Annotated in this window: 15 protein-coding genes; 4 read left to right on the forward strand and 11 right to left on the reverse strand. The window is 42.7% G+C overall.

Going from position 1 to position 18,034, the window contains the following annotated elements:
• Positions 1-28: 28 nt before the first annotated feature.
• The 3 genes from MS_RS05360 to MS_RS05370 all read right to left on the reverse strand — a co-directional run bounded on the left by MS_RS05360 (position 29) and on the right by MS_RS05370 (position 3,544).
• On the reverse strand, positions 29-535 hold the full coding sequence (locus tag MS_RS05360) for a toxin-activating lysine-acyltransferase (RefSeq protein WP_011200342.1): 507 nt from the start codon (positions 533-535) through the stop codon (positions 29-31).
• A 2-nt stretch (positions 536-537) separates the two neighbouring features.
• A complete protein-coding gene (locus MS_RS05365) occupies positions 538-2,304 on the reverse strand; it encodes a ShlB/FhaC/HecB family hemolysin secretion/activation protein (protein WP_011200343.1) in 1,767 nt (588 codons plus the stop codon).
• Positions 2,305-2,890: 586 nt separating this feature from the next.
• Entirely contained in the window at positions 2,891-3,544 is a 654-nt protein-coding gene (locus tag MS_RS05370) for a TIGR01621 family pseudouridine synthase (protein ID WP_011200344.1), read from the reverse strand.
• Positions 3,545-3,575: 31 nt separating this feature from the next.
• Here MS_RS05370 and cls point away from each other — a divergent pair, with 31 nt between their 5' ends.
• Positions 3,576-5,033, forward strand: coding sequence for a cardiolipin synthase (cls, locus tag MS_RS05375; RefSeq protein WP_041640192.1), 1,458 nt, complete (start codon positions 3,576-3,578; stop codon positions 5,031-5,033).
• Between the two features lie 33 nt (positions 5,034-5,066).
• Entirely contained in the window at positions 5,067-5,711 is a 645-nt protein-coding gene (locus tag MS_RS05380) for a histidine phosphatase family protein (protein ID WP_011200346.1), read from the forward strand.
• A gap of 83 nt (positions 5,712-5,794) precedes the next feature.
• Here the strand turns inward: MS_RS05380 and folC are convergent, their stop codons facing one another.
• The 4 genes from folC to dapD form a co-directional block, all read right to left on the reverse strand.
• The gene (gene folC / locus MS_RS05385) at positions 5,795-7,120 is read right to left on the reverse strand and encodes a bifunctional tetrahydrofolate synthase/dihydrofolate synthase (RefSeq protein WP_011200347.1); all 1,326 of its coding nucleotides are present in this window, start codon (positions 7,118-7,120) and stop codon (positions 5,795-5,797) included.
• Positions 7,120-8,007, reverse strand: a complete 888-nt coding sequence (gene accD / locus MS_RS05390) for an acetyl-CoA carboxylase, carboxyltransferase subunit beta (RefSeq protein WP_011200348.1) — start codon at positions 8,005-8,007, stop codon at positions 7,120-7,122. The genes folC and accD overlap by 1 nt, the downstream gene beginning before the upstream one ends.
• A gap of 106 nt (positions 8,008-8,113) precedes the next feature.
• Positions 8,114-8,905: a tRNA pseudouridine(38-40) synthase TruA gene (truA, locus tag MS_RS05395; RefSeq protein ID WP_041639748.1), complete on the reverse strand. Its 792-nt coding sequence runs from the start codon at positions 8,903-8,905 to the stop codon at positions 8,114-8,116.
• 354 nt (positions 8,906-9,259) lie between these two features.
• A complete protein-coding gene (gene dapD, locus MS_RS05400; RefSeq protein ID WP_011200351.1) occupies positions 9,260-10,087 on the reverse strand; it encodes a 2,3,4,5-tetrahydropyridine-2,6-dicarboxylate N-succinyltransferase in 828 nt (275 codons plus the stop codon).
• 193 nt (positions 10,088-10,280) lie between these two features.
• On the opposite strand from dapD, the gene MS_RS05405 reads away from it, so the two are divergent.
• Entirely contained in the window at positions 10,281-11,486 is a 1,206-nt protein-coding gene (locus MS_RS05405) for an MFS transporter (protein ID WP_041640193.1), read from the forward strand.
• A 176-nt stretch (positions 11,487-11,662) separates the two neighbouring features.
• Positions 11,663-12,310, forward strand: a complete 648-nt coding sequence (locus tag MS_RS05410; RefSeq protein ID WP_041639749.1) for a YchE family NAAT transporter — start codon at positions 11,663-11,665, stop codon at positions 12,308-12,310.
• Between the two features lie 122 nt (positions 12,311-12,432).
• Here the strand turns inward: MS_RS05410 and pgi are convergent, their stop codons facing one another.
• The 4 genes from pgi to aroG all read right to left on the reverse strand — a co-directional run bounded on the left by pgi (position 12,433) and on the right by aroG (position 18,017).
• On the reverse strand, positions 12,433-14,082 hold the full coding sequence (gene pgi / locus MS_RS05415) for a glucose-6-phosphate isomerase (protein ID WP_011200355.1): 1,650 nt from the start codon (positions 14,080-14,082) through the stop codon (positions 12,433-12,435).
• Positions 14,083-14,184: 102 nt separating this feature from the next.
• Positions 14,185-15,258, reverse strand: coding sequence for an alanine racemase (alr, locus tag MS_RS05420; RefSeq protein WP_011200356.1), 1,074 nt, complete (start codon positions 15,256-15,258; stop codon positions 14,185-14,187).
• A gap of 34 nt (positions 15,259-15,292) precedes the next feature.
• Positions 15,293-16,702 carry a replicative DNA helicase gene (locus tag MS_RS05425; protein WP_011200357.1) on the reverse strand — a complete coding sequence of 470 codons (1,410 nt, stop codon included), beginning with the start codon at positions 16,700-16,702 and terminating at the stop codon, positions 15,293-15,295.
• 223 nt (positions 16,703-16,925) lie between these two features.
• Entirely contained in the window at positions 16,926-18,017 is a 1,092-nt protein-coding gene (gene aroG / locus MS_RS05430) for a 3-deoxy-7-phosphoheptulonate synthase AroG (RefSeq protein WP_041639750.1), read from the reverse strand.
• Positions 18,018-18,034: the final 17 nt, after the last annotated feature.

Below are 18,034 nucleotides of genomic sequence, written 5' to 3' on the forward strand. Positions count from 1 at the left end.
AATTCAATAAAACAACACTAAATTCATATCAGGAATGATTTCTGATGAAATCCCGAAATCGTTCCCGACTGACCGCACAACCTTTAAAGTAGCGTTTTTGTACATGATTAACGGCGCTTTTGTGATAAAGTGCGGTTAAAATTTCATTTGGAAAAAGATGTCGCTCAATAAGCGGCTTAATCTCTTTTGTTAAATTGGCGGGTGCAAACCAGTCAATGATCCATAAATTGTTTCCGGCGCACCAATTTCCCGCCTCAAGTAATACATCATCATTATGCAAATAAGCTTCTTCCGCCTCTTGGGTAAAATAAGCCCAAGAAAAATAAGCGACAGGCTCATTATCTTTTATAAATAACGCAAACTGCTTATTCCTCAACACAGGTAAAATCCGTTCTGCGAATCGATATAACGGCGCTTTGCTGTGATACTCCGAACGCAACCAAATGGTTGCAAAGGCGCCGAATAGTTGAGATTCGTCTAGCGGCTCATCACTAAAAATACTTGGTGCAATGACATCAAAAGTTTCAATTTTCATAATCAGAAACGGTAATTTAAGTTAAATCCGGTTGTAACATGACTGGTTTTAAATCCTGCCGGCTTATCTATCGGAACACCAACAAAATAGTCATAATCCAATCCCCATATTTTTCCACGCAATCCGATTGCACCGCCGACGAGCGAATTACCGGGTAAATCATCGAATCGGCTGTAAACATTTCCTTTATCAATGCCCAGATAAAGTTCCTGTCCTTTGTTAAATACATTCCATGCAAGCTCATTACGCCATAACCAACCCCGTTCACCGGAAAGATATAATTCACCGTCAAAACCACGAACGGTATAACGCCCTCCGATACTGAATTTATCCTGTTGAATCAGTGGTGTCTGATTCCATTGCGCATTCCAGGAGGTATTGAATTTCCAAGGTTGTTCGCCAATATTGAACGGATAATTCAGATCAATACCCACAGTAATTATTTGCGGTCTCGACGTACCCTCATCAAAGTATTCTTCCGGCGCAGGAAGTGCTTTATACGCACCGGTTCCGCGTTTGTAATTGGCGGAAATTTGCAATGTAGCATCACCCAAGTATTCGATATGTTTTAATCCGATATCCCAACCTGCCATACGACGACGCTGTACCTCAACTTCAACATCATTAATATAGTTAAATGATTTTCTAGCCCATCCGCCAAATGAGATATAACTTTTTCGGCTACTGTTGCGGTAAAGCAAGTAACTTAAATTCATACGCAGTTGAGTACTCTTCCCCGAATACTGATAGTTCTCAAATGCACCGGCAATAGACTGATGATAGCGATATTGATATCCTGATAATGTCAGTAACCAATTTTTCCAAGGTACGGAATAATATAAACTGACATTCTTACTTCCGTGAGGCTCATCAACATTATCGCTATGGCGTTTAATGCTTTTGGTAAAGCTGGCATAAAATAAATCGTTTAATGAAAACATGTTATCCCAGGATAGCGTAGCCGTCCCCTGCAAACGCCCGGTTGCTTTAGTACCGGAATCATCCAGCCCTAATGTCAAATGGATAGGAAACCCCTGCTTATAGCGAATGATTACATCGCTTGCACCGACTTCATCCTCAACCGCCGATAACTGCATATTGGCATCGGCACTAGTATTTCGTTTTAAATTTTCCAAACCTTGTTCAAGATGTCGTAAATTCAAAATTTCCCCATTATTTGTAGGCATTGCAAACCATAATGTTGCTGAAGTTGCATAAGGAAAACTACTTTCATCTTGCAATTGAATTTGACCTATTTTCCCGGGAATAACAGTAATGACGAGTATTCCGTTTTGTAAATTCTGAGGCTGAACAACAACACGTGTTGTGATATATCCTTGTTCAATCAGGCGATTTTGAATACGTTTTAATAGAATATTGATGCCTTCACTGCCCAAGCAGTGAGGTAGTGAAAAATCACGAGTAGAATAAATCGCATTCAGCGCCCAATAAAACCGGCTACTGGGAATTGAAGATGGTGGTATTACTGAAAAATCAGAAATTTCAGGCGAGAAATCAGTAAGAATAATATGACTAATCTGATAACAGGGATTCTCTTTTTCGGGGAAACCCTCGGAGGGTTCAAGCCGGTTTTCTAATCGGATATTGGGATCTGCGACCTGTTGTCGTTGTAACGCTTTGTTTTGTTCCTCTTGCCTTTGTTGCAATGCTGCATCCGATTGTACATTCAATTGGTTTAAATTTGGTGAATCAACCGCTAAAACACAGGCACTGCATAATGACAAAATAACGCCCGTAAAAACTCTCATAACCTAATCCTGATAAATATTTTAAAAGGCTAATAATAACTCTATTTCAAATGGCCGGTAGTTTATTAGAGATTTCTGTAGAAAAGTAGTCATTTGGATCAAAAAACAAGCAATAATAGAATAAATTTTGTCATGTTTTGTAAATTATTTACTAGTAACTTAAAGAACAAAATCGTAATGTTTTATTATTAAACTGCATATATGACATGCTTATTAGCTTTTCAATTTTATGAGTGATTAATTTTACCCCCTCCGCCTTGCTGGCACCTCCCCCGACTTCGCGGGGGAGGGAATGGGATTGAAATAGCGTTGTCGTTATCAAAATACGCAACAATATCGCTCCCCCACGAAGCTGGAGGAGCTGTCACGAAGTGACTGAGGGGCGGGGATTTTCCCCCTCCGCCTTGCAGGCATCTTCCCCGACTTCGCGGGGGAGGGAATGGGATTGAAATAGCGTTGTCGTTATCAAAATACGCAACAATATCGCTCCCCCACGAAGCTGGGGGAGCTGTCACGAAGTGACTGAGGGGGTAAAACAAACGGTTACTTATAACCCGACCTAATATTGACTGTATCTTTAAAGAATTTAGACAGAATCAATTTTCTCCCGCACGGATTCCCGTAAAAAATATTCGCCGGTTTGCGGTAAAGATTGCACGCGGAAAGGTTCGCCTTGATAAGTAAATTCCAATCGGAAAGCGTGCAGATAAGTGCGGTCGTTTTTTTCGGAATTTCCGCCGTAAAGTTCATCGCCTAAAATCGGGCTGCCTAAACTTTTCATTGCGACGCGTAGCTGATGGGTTTTACCGGTTTGCGGTTTTAGAATAAATAAACGTAAATTAGGCTCGCAACTTACCGATTCAAAGCGGGTAACGGCAGGGTTTTGCTTTGTCTGGCAAAGTTTCCAGGCTCCTCGGCGGGCTTTTTCCATATCACCGATAATCAATCCCTGCTTTTTTTTCGGTTTTTGTTTGGATAAGGCAAGATAAGTCTTGCTGATTTCATGTCGGGCGAATAATAACGAAAATTCCGCCGCCGATCGTTCGTTTAAAGCAAGAATCAGCAGGCCTGAGGTCACTTTATCTAACCGGTGAACTAACCAGACTTGCGCGACACTCAACTGTTTTGCCAACAAACCGGTTAAGCCGATTTCCGCTTCGTCTCTATGCACGCTTACGCCATTTGGTTTATCAATGATGATAAAATCCCTATGTTTATGTATAATTTTGAATTCTTGCATAAAGTTCTCAAAAAGTGCGGTTAGAATGAATATTAATTTAGACTCGATTATAGCATATATTGTGCCGGTGATTATGTGGACATTAATAGTCACCATCACGTTGCGCCAAATTATCAAACGGCAATCCTCCTCGGCAATGCTCTCCTGGTTGATGATTATTTATATTGTGCCGGTAGTCGGCATCCTGGCTTATTTGGTACTGGGCGAAATTAATTTGGGCAAACGGCGGGCAAATGCCTCTAAACAATTATTACCCAAATATATGAAATGGTTCGCCGGCCTTAAAAACCAACAACATTTACTGATTAACGATCAACAACCGTCGCTTGCCAGCCCTTTATTTGCTCTTGCCCAACGCCGTTTAAGCATTCCCTGTATTAACGGCAACGAATTACATATTCTGGACACTCCGGAAAGCATTATTCAAAATATTATTGATGACATTCACCAGGCTCAATATTCTATCAATATGGTATTCTATATTTGGTCAAACGGCGGTCTGGTGGAGCAGGTACAGCAAGCGTTGATTCAAGCCAAGCAACGCGGCGTGAAAATTCATATTCTGCTGGACTCCGTAGGAAGCCGGGCGTTTTTCAAAAGCGAAAATTACCAAAAAATGACCGCACTTGGTATTGAAATTGAAGAAGCCCTGCACGTAAATTTGCTGCGGGTTTTCCTGCGCCGTATTGATTTACGTCAACATCGCAAAATTATTGTGATCGATAATCAAATCTCTTATACCGGTAGCATGAATATGGTTGATCCGAATTTCTTTAAGCAAGACAGCCATGTAGGAAAATGGATCGACATTATGGTACGTATCGACGGCCCGGTTTCCGCCGTGCTGAACGGTTTGCATTCATGGGATTGGGAAATGGAACGCGGGCAAGGACTTTATGTGCCGTTGCCAAGCCCCCAACATCCGATGGATAATTATAATATTCACGCGGTACAAATTCTCGCCACCGGCCCCGGGTTGCCGGCGGATTTAATGGAACAATCCCTTGCTACGGCGATTTTTGCCGCCAAGGAAAGTATTACAATCACCACGCCTTATTTTGTGCCGAGTCAGAATATTGTAGATGCGTTGCAAATTGCCGCGCTGCGAGGCGTGAATGTGTCACTGATTTTGCCGGTGCATAACGATTCCCTTATGGTTCGCTGGGCAAGCCGTACTTATTTTGATGATCTACTCACCGCCGGTGTAAAAATTTATAACTTTACGGAAGGACTGTTGCATACAAAAAGTATCCTGGTTGATAACAAAATGGCACTGGTCGGTACGGTAAACATGGATATTCGCAGTTTTTCGCTGAATTTCGAAGTGACCATGGTAGTTGAAGACCAAACTTTCGCCAATGAAATCAGTTTGCTCCATGAAAACTATATGAATGGTGCCACGTTGCTGGACGAACAACGCTGGTTAAACCGCCCGGTGTTTACACGAATTATTGAAAAACTGTTTTTCTTATTCAGCCCATTATTATAGAAACGGCATTTTTAGTTTATACAAGGAATCCACATGAAAAAAGATTTACGACTTTATCTTATCCGCCACGGCAGAACGGTTTGGAATGAGCAAGGTTTGATGCAAGGCTGGGGAAATTCCGCATTGACGGAACAAGGTGTAAAAGGCGCGCAATTAACGGGACAGGCACTGGCGGAAGTGCCTTTTATTGCCGCCTATTCAAGTTGTTTACAGCGTACAATCGATACCGCAAATTATATTTTAGGCGAGCGTTCCGTGCCGTTATTTCAGCATATCGGGCTGAACGAACAATTTTTCGGTTCATGGGAAGGCACAAACGTCGAAACTATTCGTCAAACCGCAGAATTTCAGCAAATGGTGAATGATCCGAAAAATTATCAGGCGAGCTCCAACGGCGGCGAAACCTGGCAGCAAGTAGCTGAACGCGCCATGAAAGCAATGCAGGATATTATCGACGTTCATCACCGCGGCGATATCCTTATCGTTTCCCACGGACATACTCTGCGCTTATTGCTGGCGCTATTTGCCGGCGCAACCTGGCAAAATCACCGCGAACAAGGCAAAAGTGTCGCCATGCTGAATACCGCCATTAACATGGTTCGTTATGTGCAGCATGATGAAGATCAGGCAGGAAAATTTATTATTGAACGCCTAAATGATGCGGCGCATTTAGGTTAAAAGTGCGGTGGAAAATTCCGGATTTTTATCCTTAACCGCAAAAAAACGCCCGCAATAAAAGCGGGCGTAATTATTCAAACAAATCAGAGAAGCTCTAAAAACCCTGTCACTGTATGGAATGAACCGAACACAAGCAGAATTTCATTGTTATCCATTTGTGAAATAGCGCTTATTATGCCGGACTCTACTGAGTTCTCACTTTCGCCGTGAAACGGAATTTGTTGCTTATTCGCAAGATTTTTCAATGTCACAAATAAATTCGAACCCGATTGTCCGCGCGCGCCTTCAAGGGTTACGCAATGCCACTTATCAATTATTGGCAGCAGCGGCGAAAGTACGCCTTCTGAGTCTTTATCCTTTAAAATTCCGCAAACTGCGGTGATTTTTTGTGAAGTTTTTTGCTTCAGCTCGATTAATTTACCGGCTAAATATCTTGCCGCATGGGGATTATGCCCTACATCAATGATAATTTGCGGTAAGCTTTCCACCGAGCGCCGAACAAGTGTCGCTAAAGGTACTAACCGCTCCGCATTAATACGCTGAAAACGCCCCGCTAATTCAACTTCCTGCAACGATTGGCGAATAATTTCTTCGCTGATTTGCACAGGCATAAACTGCACTGCAGCCAACGCCGTTGCCGCATTTTGCAACGGAATCCGGCAAATCGGCAGATTTTCCAACCGCACTTTTTGGTTCTGCCAGGTCCAGCTATCCGCTTTTTGAGCGAAAGACCAATCTTTATCACGGCAAGCCAATTCACAACCTAATAAGCCGGCATGAGCCAACATTGCCGCCGGCACATCGGGTTCTCCGATCACTACAGGTTTACCCGCGCGGAAAATCCCCGCTTTTTCAAAAGCGATTTGTTCCCGGCTTGAACCTAAAAAATCCACATGATCAATATCAATACTGGTAATCACCGCCAGATTGTTATCCACAATATTGGTAGCGTCCAAACGCCCGCCCAAGCCCACTTCTAAAATCACCACATCCAATTTTGCCTGCTTAAACAGATATAAAGCCGACAAGGTGGTAAATTCAAAATAAGTCAGTGATTGGGTTTTACGGGCTTCAATATAAGCGAATGATTGGGTATGGGCTTCGTCCGGCAGCTCCTGATTTTGAATGCGTACACGTTCGTTATAACGTAATAAATGCGGAGATGAATACACGCCTACCCGCAACCCGGCTTTCAACAGCATGGTTTCTAACAAACGACAAGTTGTGCCTTTGCCGTTTGTACCGCCGACCGTAATCACAAAAGGCGCCGGATTTAACACATCAAGCTCATTGGCGACGGCTTTAATTCGCTCTAAACCTAAATCAATGGCTTTAAAATGGCTGTTTTCTAAATAAGAAAGCCACTCCGAAAGTGATGAAGTGGCTTGTAAATTATGTTTTTCTTGCATTATTCGGTATCTGACAATTCTTCCGCATTAAAAGGAGAAGGTTTGTTCATTAATTTTGTTAATAAACTTGCTAGGGTATCTCGCATGTCGGAACGTTTAACAATCATATCGATGGCGCCGTGCTCCAATAAAAACTCCGCACGTTGGAACCCTTCCGGTAATTTTTCACGCACGGTTTGCTCGATAACGCGAGGGCCGGCAAAACCGATTAGCGCTTTAGGTTCGGCAATATTGATATCGCCAAGCATGGCAAAACTTGCTGATACGCCGCCCAAAGTCGGATCCGTTAAAACGGAAATAAACGGCACGCCTTTTTCTTTCATTTTAGCCAAAACGGCACTGGTTTTTGCCATTTGCATTAATGAGAACAGCGCTTCCTGCATACGCGCGCCACCGCTTGCGGAAAAACAAACGAACGGGCAGTTTTTTTCCATTGCCTCTTCCGCCGCCGCGACAAATTTTGCACCGACCACAGAACCCATTGAACCGCCCATAAAGCCAAAGTTGGAAGCGGCGGCCACAATAGGTAAACCGTATAATGTGCCGGATAATACCACTAAGGCGTCTTTTTCGCCGGTATCTTTCTGCGCAGCCGTCAAGCGATCTTTATATTTTTTCAAATCACGGAATTTTAAAATATCTTTCGGTTCTAAATCCGCCGCAAGTTCCGTCACGCCGTCTTTATCCAATAACGCCAATAAACGTTCACGAGCGTCGATTCGCATATGATGACCGCATTTAGGACAAACTTCCAAATGGCGTTTTAGTTCATCACGATATAAAACCTGCTCACAAGACGTACATTTTGTCCAAACCCCTTCAGGCACGTTCGCTTTACGAGAACTTGAAATCGGACTCTTACTAAAAATTTTATCAATCCAGCTCATTTTTAACCTTTTTATTAAATCGTAAAAATTCTGCTTATTTAACCACAAATTAAAGCGTTTTTATACTTTTTTATGTAAATGATTTACAAGTCGGAGCTTAGGGTACCTATAATTCATCCGCCAGAAATAATGGCCCCAAAGGCATTTGCGGCAACTCAAAATGTTCGGGATATGTCACCTGAACCAAATATAGCCCCTCTGCTTTTGCCGTCGGCGCGGCTAATTTACGATTTTTTTGCGCTAAAAGCCATTCAATCCACTCAGGCGGTTGGTTTCCGCACCCTACTTCCATCAGACTACCCACAATATTACGCACCATGTGATGCACAAAAGCATTGGCTTTAATATCCACAATCACAAAATTGCCGCGGCGAATCACATTTAAATGATGAATATTGCGCCAAGGCGTATTCGACTGACATTGTGCCGCTCGGAAAGAAGAAAAATCATTCTCGCCTAACAAAAAGCGACCCGCTTCCTGCATTTTATGTTCGTCAAGATCCAAATGAGTATGTGTGATCCCGTAGGGCAAAATAGCCGAACGCAGTTTATTGCAATACAGCACATAACGATAACGGCGCGCCGTCGCGCTAAAACGCGCATGAAAATCATCAGGCACTTCTTTAGCCCATCTCACCGCAATATCATCGGGTAGATTTGCATTGGTACCGAACGCCCAGGCTTTTTCGGGACGAATCGCATTGGTTTCGAAATGCACTACTTGTCCCGTTCCGTGTACGCCCGAGTCCGTACGCCCGGCGCAAAATACCTCAATTTTTTCATTCGCCACAAAGGAAAGAGCCTTTTCTAATTCAGCCTGTACCGAATGCACTTTTTCCTGACGTTGCCAACCAAAATAATTTTTACCGTTATACTCAATGCCTAAAGCAATTTTCATGATTTTGTAATCCGTTCTCATTGAAAAATTTCGCTAATTCTATCATTTATTATGACTAAAAATGAATGACATCATCAAATTCCGCAATAAAACCGAATTCGGTTTAGGATCTTTGACGAACAATGTTGTATTGCATAGAACGGGATTACCAGCCTGCATAAATTTAAAATAAATAGGCTTATTAATATGGTTATTGGTAGGTTGATGAATATCCTATCGTTTGCATTTTATTTAGCTAAAAGTGCGGTCGGATTTTTGAGAATTTTGAAAAATATAAAGATGAGGCTAAAAAATTCATAAAAAAGCCAAATCCTGCGATTTGGCCTTTCTCAATGATTTATATTATGGCTTACATTATTCTTCAATAGTACGAAGTAATTCGTTCAGTCCGACTTTACCTAGTGTTTTTGCATCAACTTTTTTCACAATGACCGCGCAGTATAGGCTGTGTGAGCCGTCTTTTGACGGAAGGCTGCCTGAGACCACAACAGAACCAGCCGGTACGCGACCGTAATGTACTTCGCCTGTTTCACGATCATAAATTTTAGTTGATTGACCGATAAATACGCCCATTGAAATTACGCAACCGTCTTCTACGATAACACCTTCAACGATTTCGGAACGTGCGCCGATAAAGCAGTTGTCACCGATAATTGTCGGGTTGGCTTGTAACGGTTCTAATACGCCGCCGATGCCCACACCGCCGGATAAGTGAACGTTTTTACCGATTTGCGCGCATGACCCAACGGTTACCCAAGTATCAACCATAGTACCTTCGTCAACAAATGCGCCGATATTTACGTAAGACGGCATCAATACGGTATTTTTCGCAATATACGCACCTTTGCGCACGGTAGCTGAAGGCACGACGCGGAAACCTTCCTGTTGGAAACGTTCTTCGGTGTAATCGGCAAATTTTAATGCCACTTTGTCGTAATATTTTGTTTCCGCACCGTCAATTAATTGGTTGTCATTGATACGGAATGATAATAACACGGCTTTTTTCAACCACTGGTGAGTTACCCAGTCACCGTCAATTTTTTCAGCTACGCGATATTTACCGCAGTCTAAACCGGCGATAACTTCTTCGATTGCAGCTTTAGTTTGCGCATCAACGGTTTTAGGGGTAATTTCGGCACGGCGTTCGAATGCCGCTTCAATGATCGATTGTAAGTTTGACATATATTTTCCTATATAAATGTAATAGTTAATAGACCTGCTATTTTTATCATATTTTCCCTAAAAACTCACCACCTTTTAGCTAAATTAGCCTAAAATATAGCTGATTCTATAAATATTTTTCTTTTTGCCGAATAAAGCGGAAACCTCTCCCGCCAAATTGCGCTTAAAAGCATTTTTAAAACGGATAAAAATTATGAATACCACGGAAAATAGCAAACAAAAACCGGTGAATGTCGTAGCATTTGCCTTTTTACTGACGGCTTTTTTAACCGGCATCGCCTCTTCTTTTCAAACACCGACTCTGAGTTTGTTTCTTGCCCAGGAAATTCAGGTATCACCTTTTATGGTGGGAATGTTTTATACCTCGAATGCCGTTTTAGGCATTGTGTTGAGCCAGATTCTGGCTAAATATTCGGACAGCCAGGATGATCGGCGCAAGATCATTATTTTTTGCAGTTTGCTTGCTATCGGCGGCTGCATTACTTTCGCCTACAACCGAAATTATTATGTACTCATGTTTTTTGCCACATTTTTATTGTCATTAGGCTCGTCTGCAAATCCGCAGGCTTTTGCGCTCGCCCGGGAATATGCGGATTATACGAAACGTGAAGCGATAATGTTCACCACCATTATGCGGACACAAATTTCCCTCGCCTGGATTGTAGGGCCGCCGCTTTCCTTCTCCATTGCATTAGGTTGGGGATTCGAATATATGTATATGGTTGCCGCTTCCGCATTTTTATTATGTGCGATTATTGCCAAAGCGCTACTTCCTTATGTGCCGCGTAAAGCCGTTGTACCTTTAACAAAACCGGATGAGGTTGCCGGTTTGCCGGCAAAAAATAAAAAGCAAAGTGATAAACAAAGCATTAGGTTGCTTTTTATCACTTGTTTTCTGATGTGGAGCTGTAATGGGATGTATTTAATCAGTATGCCGTTACATGTGATCAACGAGCTGCATTTATCCGAACGGTTAGCCGGTATTTTAATGGGAACGGCGGCAGGGTTGGAAATTCCGGTGATGCTGATTGCCGGTTATCTAACGAAATACTTAACAAAAAAATCCTTAATTCTGACCGCACTTTTCATGGGATTATTTTTTTATATCGGTATGCTGTTTGCAGAACAAACCTGGCAACTTGTAGCGTTACAGGCATTCAATGCTATATTTATCGGTATTATTGCCACTCTTGGCATGGTTTATTTTCAGGATCTTATGCCCGGTAAAATGGGTTCTGCCACTACTCTATTCAGCAATGCGGCAAAAAGCAGCTGGATTGTTGCCGGTCCTTTTGTAGGAATAATCGCTCAAATTTGGAATTATAGTTCGGTATTTTATATTTCGATTGTGCTTGTGGCGGTGTCCTTATTTAGCATGAGTAAAGTAAAATCCGTTTAGATGTCGTTCAACTCTTTCCGCCCCTCTTACCTTGAGGAGCGGACTCATCGAAAATTCCTCAAAATTCTACCGCACTTTAAGTGCTTTGAAAAATAATCCGAATACCGATTGAATATCTCATTGTTTTCCAACATAATGCACCGCGTTTTATTTGAAATTTCATCGCAGGGGGTAACATGGAATTTATTCAAAACTCACCAATCTATGCAAAATTCTTTTTAGGTTTGGTGGCGGTGATTAATCCGTTTGGTGTTTTGCCTGTTTTTGTCAATATGACAAATCATCAAACCAAGGCTGAACGTAATCATACTAATTTAATCACTTCATTTTCTGTAGGGGTGATTTTGCTGGTAAGTTTATTTTTTGGCAAAATTATTCTGAGCCTGTTCAGTATTTCAATTAACTCATTCCGCATTGCCGGCGGGATTTTGATCATTAGCATTGCGATGACCATGATTAGCGGTAAACTCGGCGAAGATAAACAGAATAAAGATGAAAAAAACGCTGACTTCGCTAATATGAACAGTATCGCCGTCGTGCCTTTGGCAATGCCTATTTTAGCCGGCCCCGGTGCGATTAGTTCCACTATCGTATGGGCTTCTCAATATTCAAGCTGGTTTGACTGGATTGGTTTTAGCTTTGCGATTATCCTGTTTTCCCTGTTATGTTACGGATTATTCCGTTCGGGCCCGACAATCGTCAATGCGCTGGGTAAAACGGGCAGCAATGTAGTGACCCGTATTATGGGGTTGATTTTGATGTCGTTAGGTATTGAAAGTATTGTGGTCGGCATTACCAAGCTGTTCCCGGGATTAACGCATTAGAGTCTGTTTATCTTTACTAAAGAAGAAACTGAAATCAACGGTTTCTTCCATGAACAAAAAAGTGCGGTTGAAATTTTGAAAATTTTCACCGCACTTTTTTATTTTATAAGCAATCGGAAAGCTTAACGCCAGGCTTTAAATTGGTTAATTAAACCGTTGGTTGAGCTGTCGTGGCCGGTTACTTGCTCATCACCGCTTAACTCCGGCAGAATACGGTTTGCCAGCTGTTTGCCCAATTCCACACCCCATTGATCGAAGCTGAAGATGTTGAAAATCACACCTTGAACGAAAATTTTGTGTTCGTACATGGCAATTAATGCGCCTAAACTGAACGGTGTGATTTCTTGCAATAAAATTGAGTTGGTCGGTTTGTTGCCGGCAAAGACTTTAAACGGCACCACATCTTTTACTTCGTCTAAGCTTTTACCCGCTTTCAAAAATTCTGCTTCCACCGTTTCTTTGGTTTTACCGAAAGCAAGCGCTTCCGTTTGCGCGAAGAAATTAGACAACAATTTGTTATGGTGATCCGCCAGCGGATTATGGGTTTTCGCCGGTGCGATGAAATCGCAAGGAATCAAGGTGGTTCCCTGGTGAATTAATTGATAAAACGCATGTTGACCGTTGGTGCCCGGTTCGCCCCAAATAATCGGACCGGTTTGATAATTGCTGATAACTTTGCCGTCGCGACCTACATATTTACCGTTGGATTCCATGTTGCCTTGTTGGAAATAAGCGGCAAAACGATGCATATATTGGTCATAAGGTAAAATAGCTTCGGTTTGTGCGCCTTGGAAATTGGTGTTCCATAACCCCACTAATGCAAGGGTTGCGGGAATATTTTGCTCAATCGGAGTATTGCGGAAATGTTTATCCATTTCGTGCGCACCGCTTAATAAGGCTTCGAAGTTTTCAAAACCCACGGAAAGAATAATGGAAAGACCGATAGCCGACCATAATGAATAACGTCCGCCGACCCAGTCCCAGAAACCGAACATATTGTCGGTATCGATACCGAATTTTTCCACTTCCGCCGCATTAGTCGAAAGCGCGGCAAAATGTTTTGCCACATGTTTTTCATCTTTTGCCGTAGCCAGGAACCAATCGCGGGCGGATTTGGCGTTAGTCATGGTTTCTTGGGTGGTAAAGGTTTTTGACGCCACTAAAAATAACGTGGTTTCAGGATTGGTTTTCTTGAACACTTCCGCAATATGCGTACCGTCAACATTGGAGACAAAATGCATATTCAAGTGATTTTTATAAGGGCGCAGAGCCTCGGTAACCATGTAAGGACCTAAATCCGAACCGCCGATACCGATATTTACCACATCGGTAATAGCCTTGCCGGTATAACCTTTCCATTCACCGGAAATCACGCGTTCGCTGAACGCTTTCATTTTTGCCAGAACTTCGTTAACTTCCGGCATCACATCTTTACCGTCAACCAATACCGCCGTATTTGAACGGTTACGCAATGCGGTATGCAACACGGCGCGATTTTCCGTACGATTGATTTTTTCGCCGCTGAACATGGCTTCTTTAGCTTCGTCCAGCGCGCACTCTTTTGCTAACCGGCGTAATAAATTTAAGGTTTCCCGAGTAATTTTGTTTTTAGAAAAATCCACCAGAATTTCATTATTGAATGTTAATGAATAATCCGCAAAACGATTTTTTTCCTGTTGGAAAAGATCGTTAATCGTCGTATTTTCTAACGTCCCTTTATGCGCTTCTAACGCTTTCCATGCAGCTGTGCTAGTAGGATTAATATTTTGCATAGTATTTTCCTTATTTAAGATTGAATTGAAAACTGATGTTTGAAAATAGTATCAGGTTATAACTAAAACTCATCGTTTGTTTTAGTTATACATTTGATAGTTTTAATCAACATATTCCGTAAGAACCCGCGGCGTTAATTTGGTCATTAATTCATAACTTAGCAGACCGGTAATTTCCGCCACTTCCTCGATTGGCAATTCTTTCCCCCAAAGAACCGCTTCATCGCCTACTTTGTCTTTACAATCGGGACCGAGATCCACCGTAACCATGTCCATAGATACACGGCCGACAATCGGCACCCGGCGTCCATTAATATAAATCGGTGTACCTGCCGGCACATTGCGGGGATAACCGTCACCGTAGCCAATCGCCACCACGCCGATTTTCGTATCCCGCTCGCTCACCCAAATACCGCCGTAACCCACAGGCTCGCCTTTTTTATGATCACGCACGGCAATTAGTGAAGAGGTCAAGGTCATCACCGGGATCAAACCGTATTCACTGCTCGGAATATTAATCGGCGATACGCCATACATAATGATCCCCGGACGAATATATTCCAAATGGGAATCTTCCCAAAATAAAATGCCGCCGGAAGCCGCAATAGTGCGGTTGCCTTTTTTGTTTTTTGTGGCATCCAAAAAGCGGTTTAACTGAATATTGGTATAATCGCTGTCGGTTTCGTCAGCGCGGCTGAAATGGCTTACAAACCCCACTTCATCCACATTCGGACAATTCATCAATTCGTTATAGTAATAATCCACCTCTTCCAGACTAACACCTAAACGGTGCATGCCCGTATCAATTTTCAGCCAGACTTTTATCGGATTTTCAAGATTCGCCCGTTTAATTGCATCCAATTGATCCTGGTTATGTACGACGGTTTGAATATTATTGACGGAAAGAATGGGTAAATCTTTAGGAGAGAAAAAACCTTCCAACAAAAGGATCGGTTTGGTTACGCCGTTAGAACGGACGCTAAGGGCTTCGGCTAAACGCGCCACACCAAAACCATCAACTAAATTCTCTAAGGTAGAAGAGACAAATTCAACGCCGTGTCCGTAAGCATTTGCTTTCACCACAGCGATGATTTTACTGTGCGGTGCTTTCTGTTTAATTATTTGAATATTATGTTTCAGTGCAACTGAACTGATTTTTACTGTTGCTGGTTTCATATCGACTCTTTGCTATAAAAATAGCGTTTTACTGCTAATAATCGTCATCATTAAATTGATGGCCGCCTGCATAATTATCAAAACGGGAATATTGCCCTTGAAAGGTCAAACGCACTCGTCCTATAGGCCCGTTACGCTGTTTACCGATGATAATTTCTGCTACATTGTGATTTTCTTCCGTTGTCTCATGGTACACTTCGTCACGATAAATAAACATGATCAGGTCCGCATCCTGCTCGATAGATCCGGATTCCCTTAAATCCGAGTTCACAGGGCGTTTATCCGTACGGTTTTCCAAAGTCCGGTTTAGCTGTGACAACGCCACCACCGGTACTTCCAGTTCTTTTGCCAAGGCTTTCAGAGAGCGGGAAATTTCAGCGATTTCAAGAGTACGGTTATCAAAGCCCGGCGCCCGCATTAATTGCAAGTAATCGATCATAATCAGGCTCAGACCGCCGTTTTCACGATAAACCCGTCTAGCTCGGGAACGTAATTCCGTCGGCGTTAAACCCGCCGAATCGTCAATGTACATATTGGGTTTATTGGTCAACATCCCCATGGTGCTTGAAATACGCGCCCATTCGTCATCTTCGGTAATTTGACCGGTGCGGATTTTAGTTTGATCCACACGGGAAAGCGAAGCCAACGAACGCATCATAATTTGATCCGCCGGCATTTCCAGACTAAAAATCAACACGGGTTTTTCACTGGAAAGCGCAGCGTTCTCACAGAGATTCATGGCAAAAGTAGTTTTACCCATAGACGGACGCGCCGCCACAATAATCAGCTCCGAAGGCTGTAAACCCGCGGTTTTCTTATCTAAATCTTTAAAGCCCGTAGTAACCCCCGTTACTCCGCCGTTTGCATGTTGGTTTTTGGATAAGAATTCGATTTTATCAATAGTGCGTTCTAAAACATTTAAAATATTCTCGGGGCCTTCATTTTCAGCGCTGCGCTTTTCCGCGATTTTGAACACTTCCCGCTCGGCTTCATCCAATATCTCTTTGACTTCTCGCCCTTTCGGAGAATAAGCGCTTTGTGCGATGGTATTACCGACGCCGATTAATTCGCGCAGTACCGCCTTTTCACGCACGATATCCGCATAGGCAATGATATTCGCCGCACTCGGCGTATTTTTGGATAATTCCGCCAGATAAGCAAAACCGCCCACATCCTCTACCACGCCTTTGTTTTTCAGCGCCTGATCGAGCGTAATTAAATCAATCGGATGATTTTGCCGCGCCAACTCCTCCATTTCTCTAAAAATCAAACGGTGGGCGGCGGTATAAAAATCTTCGGTAATCACATGTTCAACAACATTTTCCCAATGGGAATTATTCAGCATAATTCCGCCGAGCACCGCTTGTTCCGCTTCAATGGAATGAGGCGGAATATTGATTTGCGCAGTCTGTTTATCGGGTGATTGGGAAGGTTGTCTTGCCATGAAAAAGCTCTCAATTAAAACTGAAAAAACCGCTATATCATATACCAATTTGCGCTAACATTTAAGGGAAAAAAAGAAAAGTGCGGTCTAAAAACGCTAAGTTTTATAGAAAATAGACATATATCAAAGATCAAATTAAAAGCCCGTCGGATTACCGCTTAAACAAATAATAAAAACCGCACTTAAGTTGCCTAAAGTGCGGTCAAAATTTTAAAAGTTTTGGTTATTTGCCGTTGACTTTGCGACGAGCGGCTACCGCATCGGACAGTTCTTGTAACACGATTTCCGTGTCATCCCAGCCGATACAGGCATCGGTGATACTTTGACCGTAAGTTTCCGCTTTTCCGTTTACTAAATCCTGACGACCTTCAACCAAGTGGCTTTCAACCATCACGCCGAAAATTTGGTTTGAACCCTGTGCGATTTGTTTTGCGACATCATGACAAACTTCCACTTGTTTTTTGAACTGTTTACTGCTGTTAGCATGGCTGAAGTCGATCATTACATGACCGATACGGCCGCTTTTCTCGATATTAGCACAAACTTTTGCGATATTTTCCGCATCATAATTCGTACCTTTATCACCGCCGCGTAAAATAATATGGCAATCCAGATTACCTTTTGTTGAAACAATCGCCGAATGCCCGAATTTAGTAACCGATAAGAAATGGTGGGAAGCTTCCGCCGCACCAATAGCGTCTAAAGCGATTTTCACACCGCCGTTTGTGCCGTTTTTAAAGCCCACCGCACAAGACAAACCGGAAGCCAGTTCACGATGAACCTGCGATTCCGTGGTACGGGCGCCAATTGCGCCCCAGCTCATGAAATCAGCCACATATTGCGGGGTGATCATGTCTAAAAATTCACCCGCAGTCGGCAAACCGAGATCATTGATGTCTGATAATAGTTTGCGCGCAATACGTAAACCGTCGTTTAATGCATAGGTATCGTTTAAATACGGATCGTTAATTAACCCTTTCCAACCCACGGTAGTACGCGGTTTTTCAAAATAAACGCGCATGATGATTTCTAAGGTATCTTTATATTTTTCGCGCATTTTCGCCATGCGGTTGGCATATTCAAGCGCCGCTTTAGGATCATGAATCGAACAAGGACCGATAATCACCAACAGGCGATCATCTTCACCGTGAATAATTTGATGGGCTTTATTGCGGGCGTTTCTGACCGTTTTAACGGCGACATTGCTTGCCGGATATTTTTCCAATAAAGCGACCGGCGGAAGCAACTGTTCGATATTGGCAATTCTGGTATCGTCGTTTGCGACACGAATATTATTTTTGTTTTTTGTAGGCATAATCAACTCTCTGTATA

Origin of the sequence: [Mannheimia] succiniciproducens MBEL55E, from assembly GCF_000007745.1 — a bacterium.
GTDB classification, from domain to species: Bacteria; Pseudomonadota; Gammaproteobacteria; order Enterobacterales; family Pasteurellaceae; genus Basfia; species Basfia succiniciproducens.

Bases quoted from the DNA above. Each gene is read 5' to 3' on its own strand.
- MS_RS05410 (WP_041639749.1), top strand. From the start codon at position 11,663: ATGGAATTTATTCAAAACTCACCAATCTATGCAAAATTCTTTTTAGGT.
- accD (WP_011200348.1), bottom strand. From the start codon at position 8,007: ATGAGCTGGATTGATAAAATTTTTAGTAAGAGTCCGATTTCAAGTTCT.
- MS_RS05365 (WP_011200343.1), bottom strand. From the start codon at position 2,304: ATGAGAGTTTTTACGGGCGTTATTTTGTCATTATGCAGTGCCTGTGTT.
- MS_RS05380 (WP_011200346.1), top strand. From the start codon at position 5,067: ATGAAAAAAGATTTACGACTTTATCTTATCCGCCACGGCAGAACGGTT.
- aroG (WP_041639750.1), bottom strand. From the start codon at position 18,017: ATGCCTACAAAAAACAAAAATAATATTCGTGTCGCAAACGACGATACC.
- MS_RS05370 (WP_011200344.1), bottom strand. From the start codon at position 3,544: ATGCAAGAATTCAAAATTATACATAAACATAGGGATTTTATCATCATT.
- pgi (WP_011200355.1), bottom strand. From the start codon at position 14,082: ATGCAAAATATTAATCCTACTAGCACAGCTGCATGGAAAGCGTTAGAA.
- dapD (WP_011200351.1), bottom strand. From the start codon at position 10,087: ATGTCAAACTTACAATCGATCATTGAAGCGGCATTCGAACGCCGTGCC.
- MS_RS05405 (WP_041640193.1), top strand. From the start codon at position 10,281: ATGAATACCACGGAAAATAGCAAACAAAAACCGGTGAATGTCGTAGCA.
- truA (WP_041639748.1), bottom strand. From the start codon at position 8,905: ATGAAAATTGCTTTAGGCATTGAGTATAACGGTAAAAATTATTTTGGT.
- folC (WP_011200347.1), bottom strand. From the start codon at position 7,120: ATGCAAGAAAAACATAATTTACAAGCCACTTCATCACTTTCGGAGTGG.
- MS_RS05360 (WP_011200342.1), bottom strand. From the start codon at position 535: ATGAAAATTGAAACTTTTGATGTCATTGCACCAAGTATTTTTAGTGAT.
- MS_RS05425 (WP_011200357.1), bottom strand. From the start codon at position 16,702: ATGGCAAGACAACCTTCCCAATCACCCGATAAACAGACTGCGCAAATC.
- alr (WP_011200356.1), bottom strand. From the start codon at position 15,258: ATGAAACCAGCAACAGTAAAAATCAGTTCAGTTGCACTGAAACATAAT.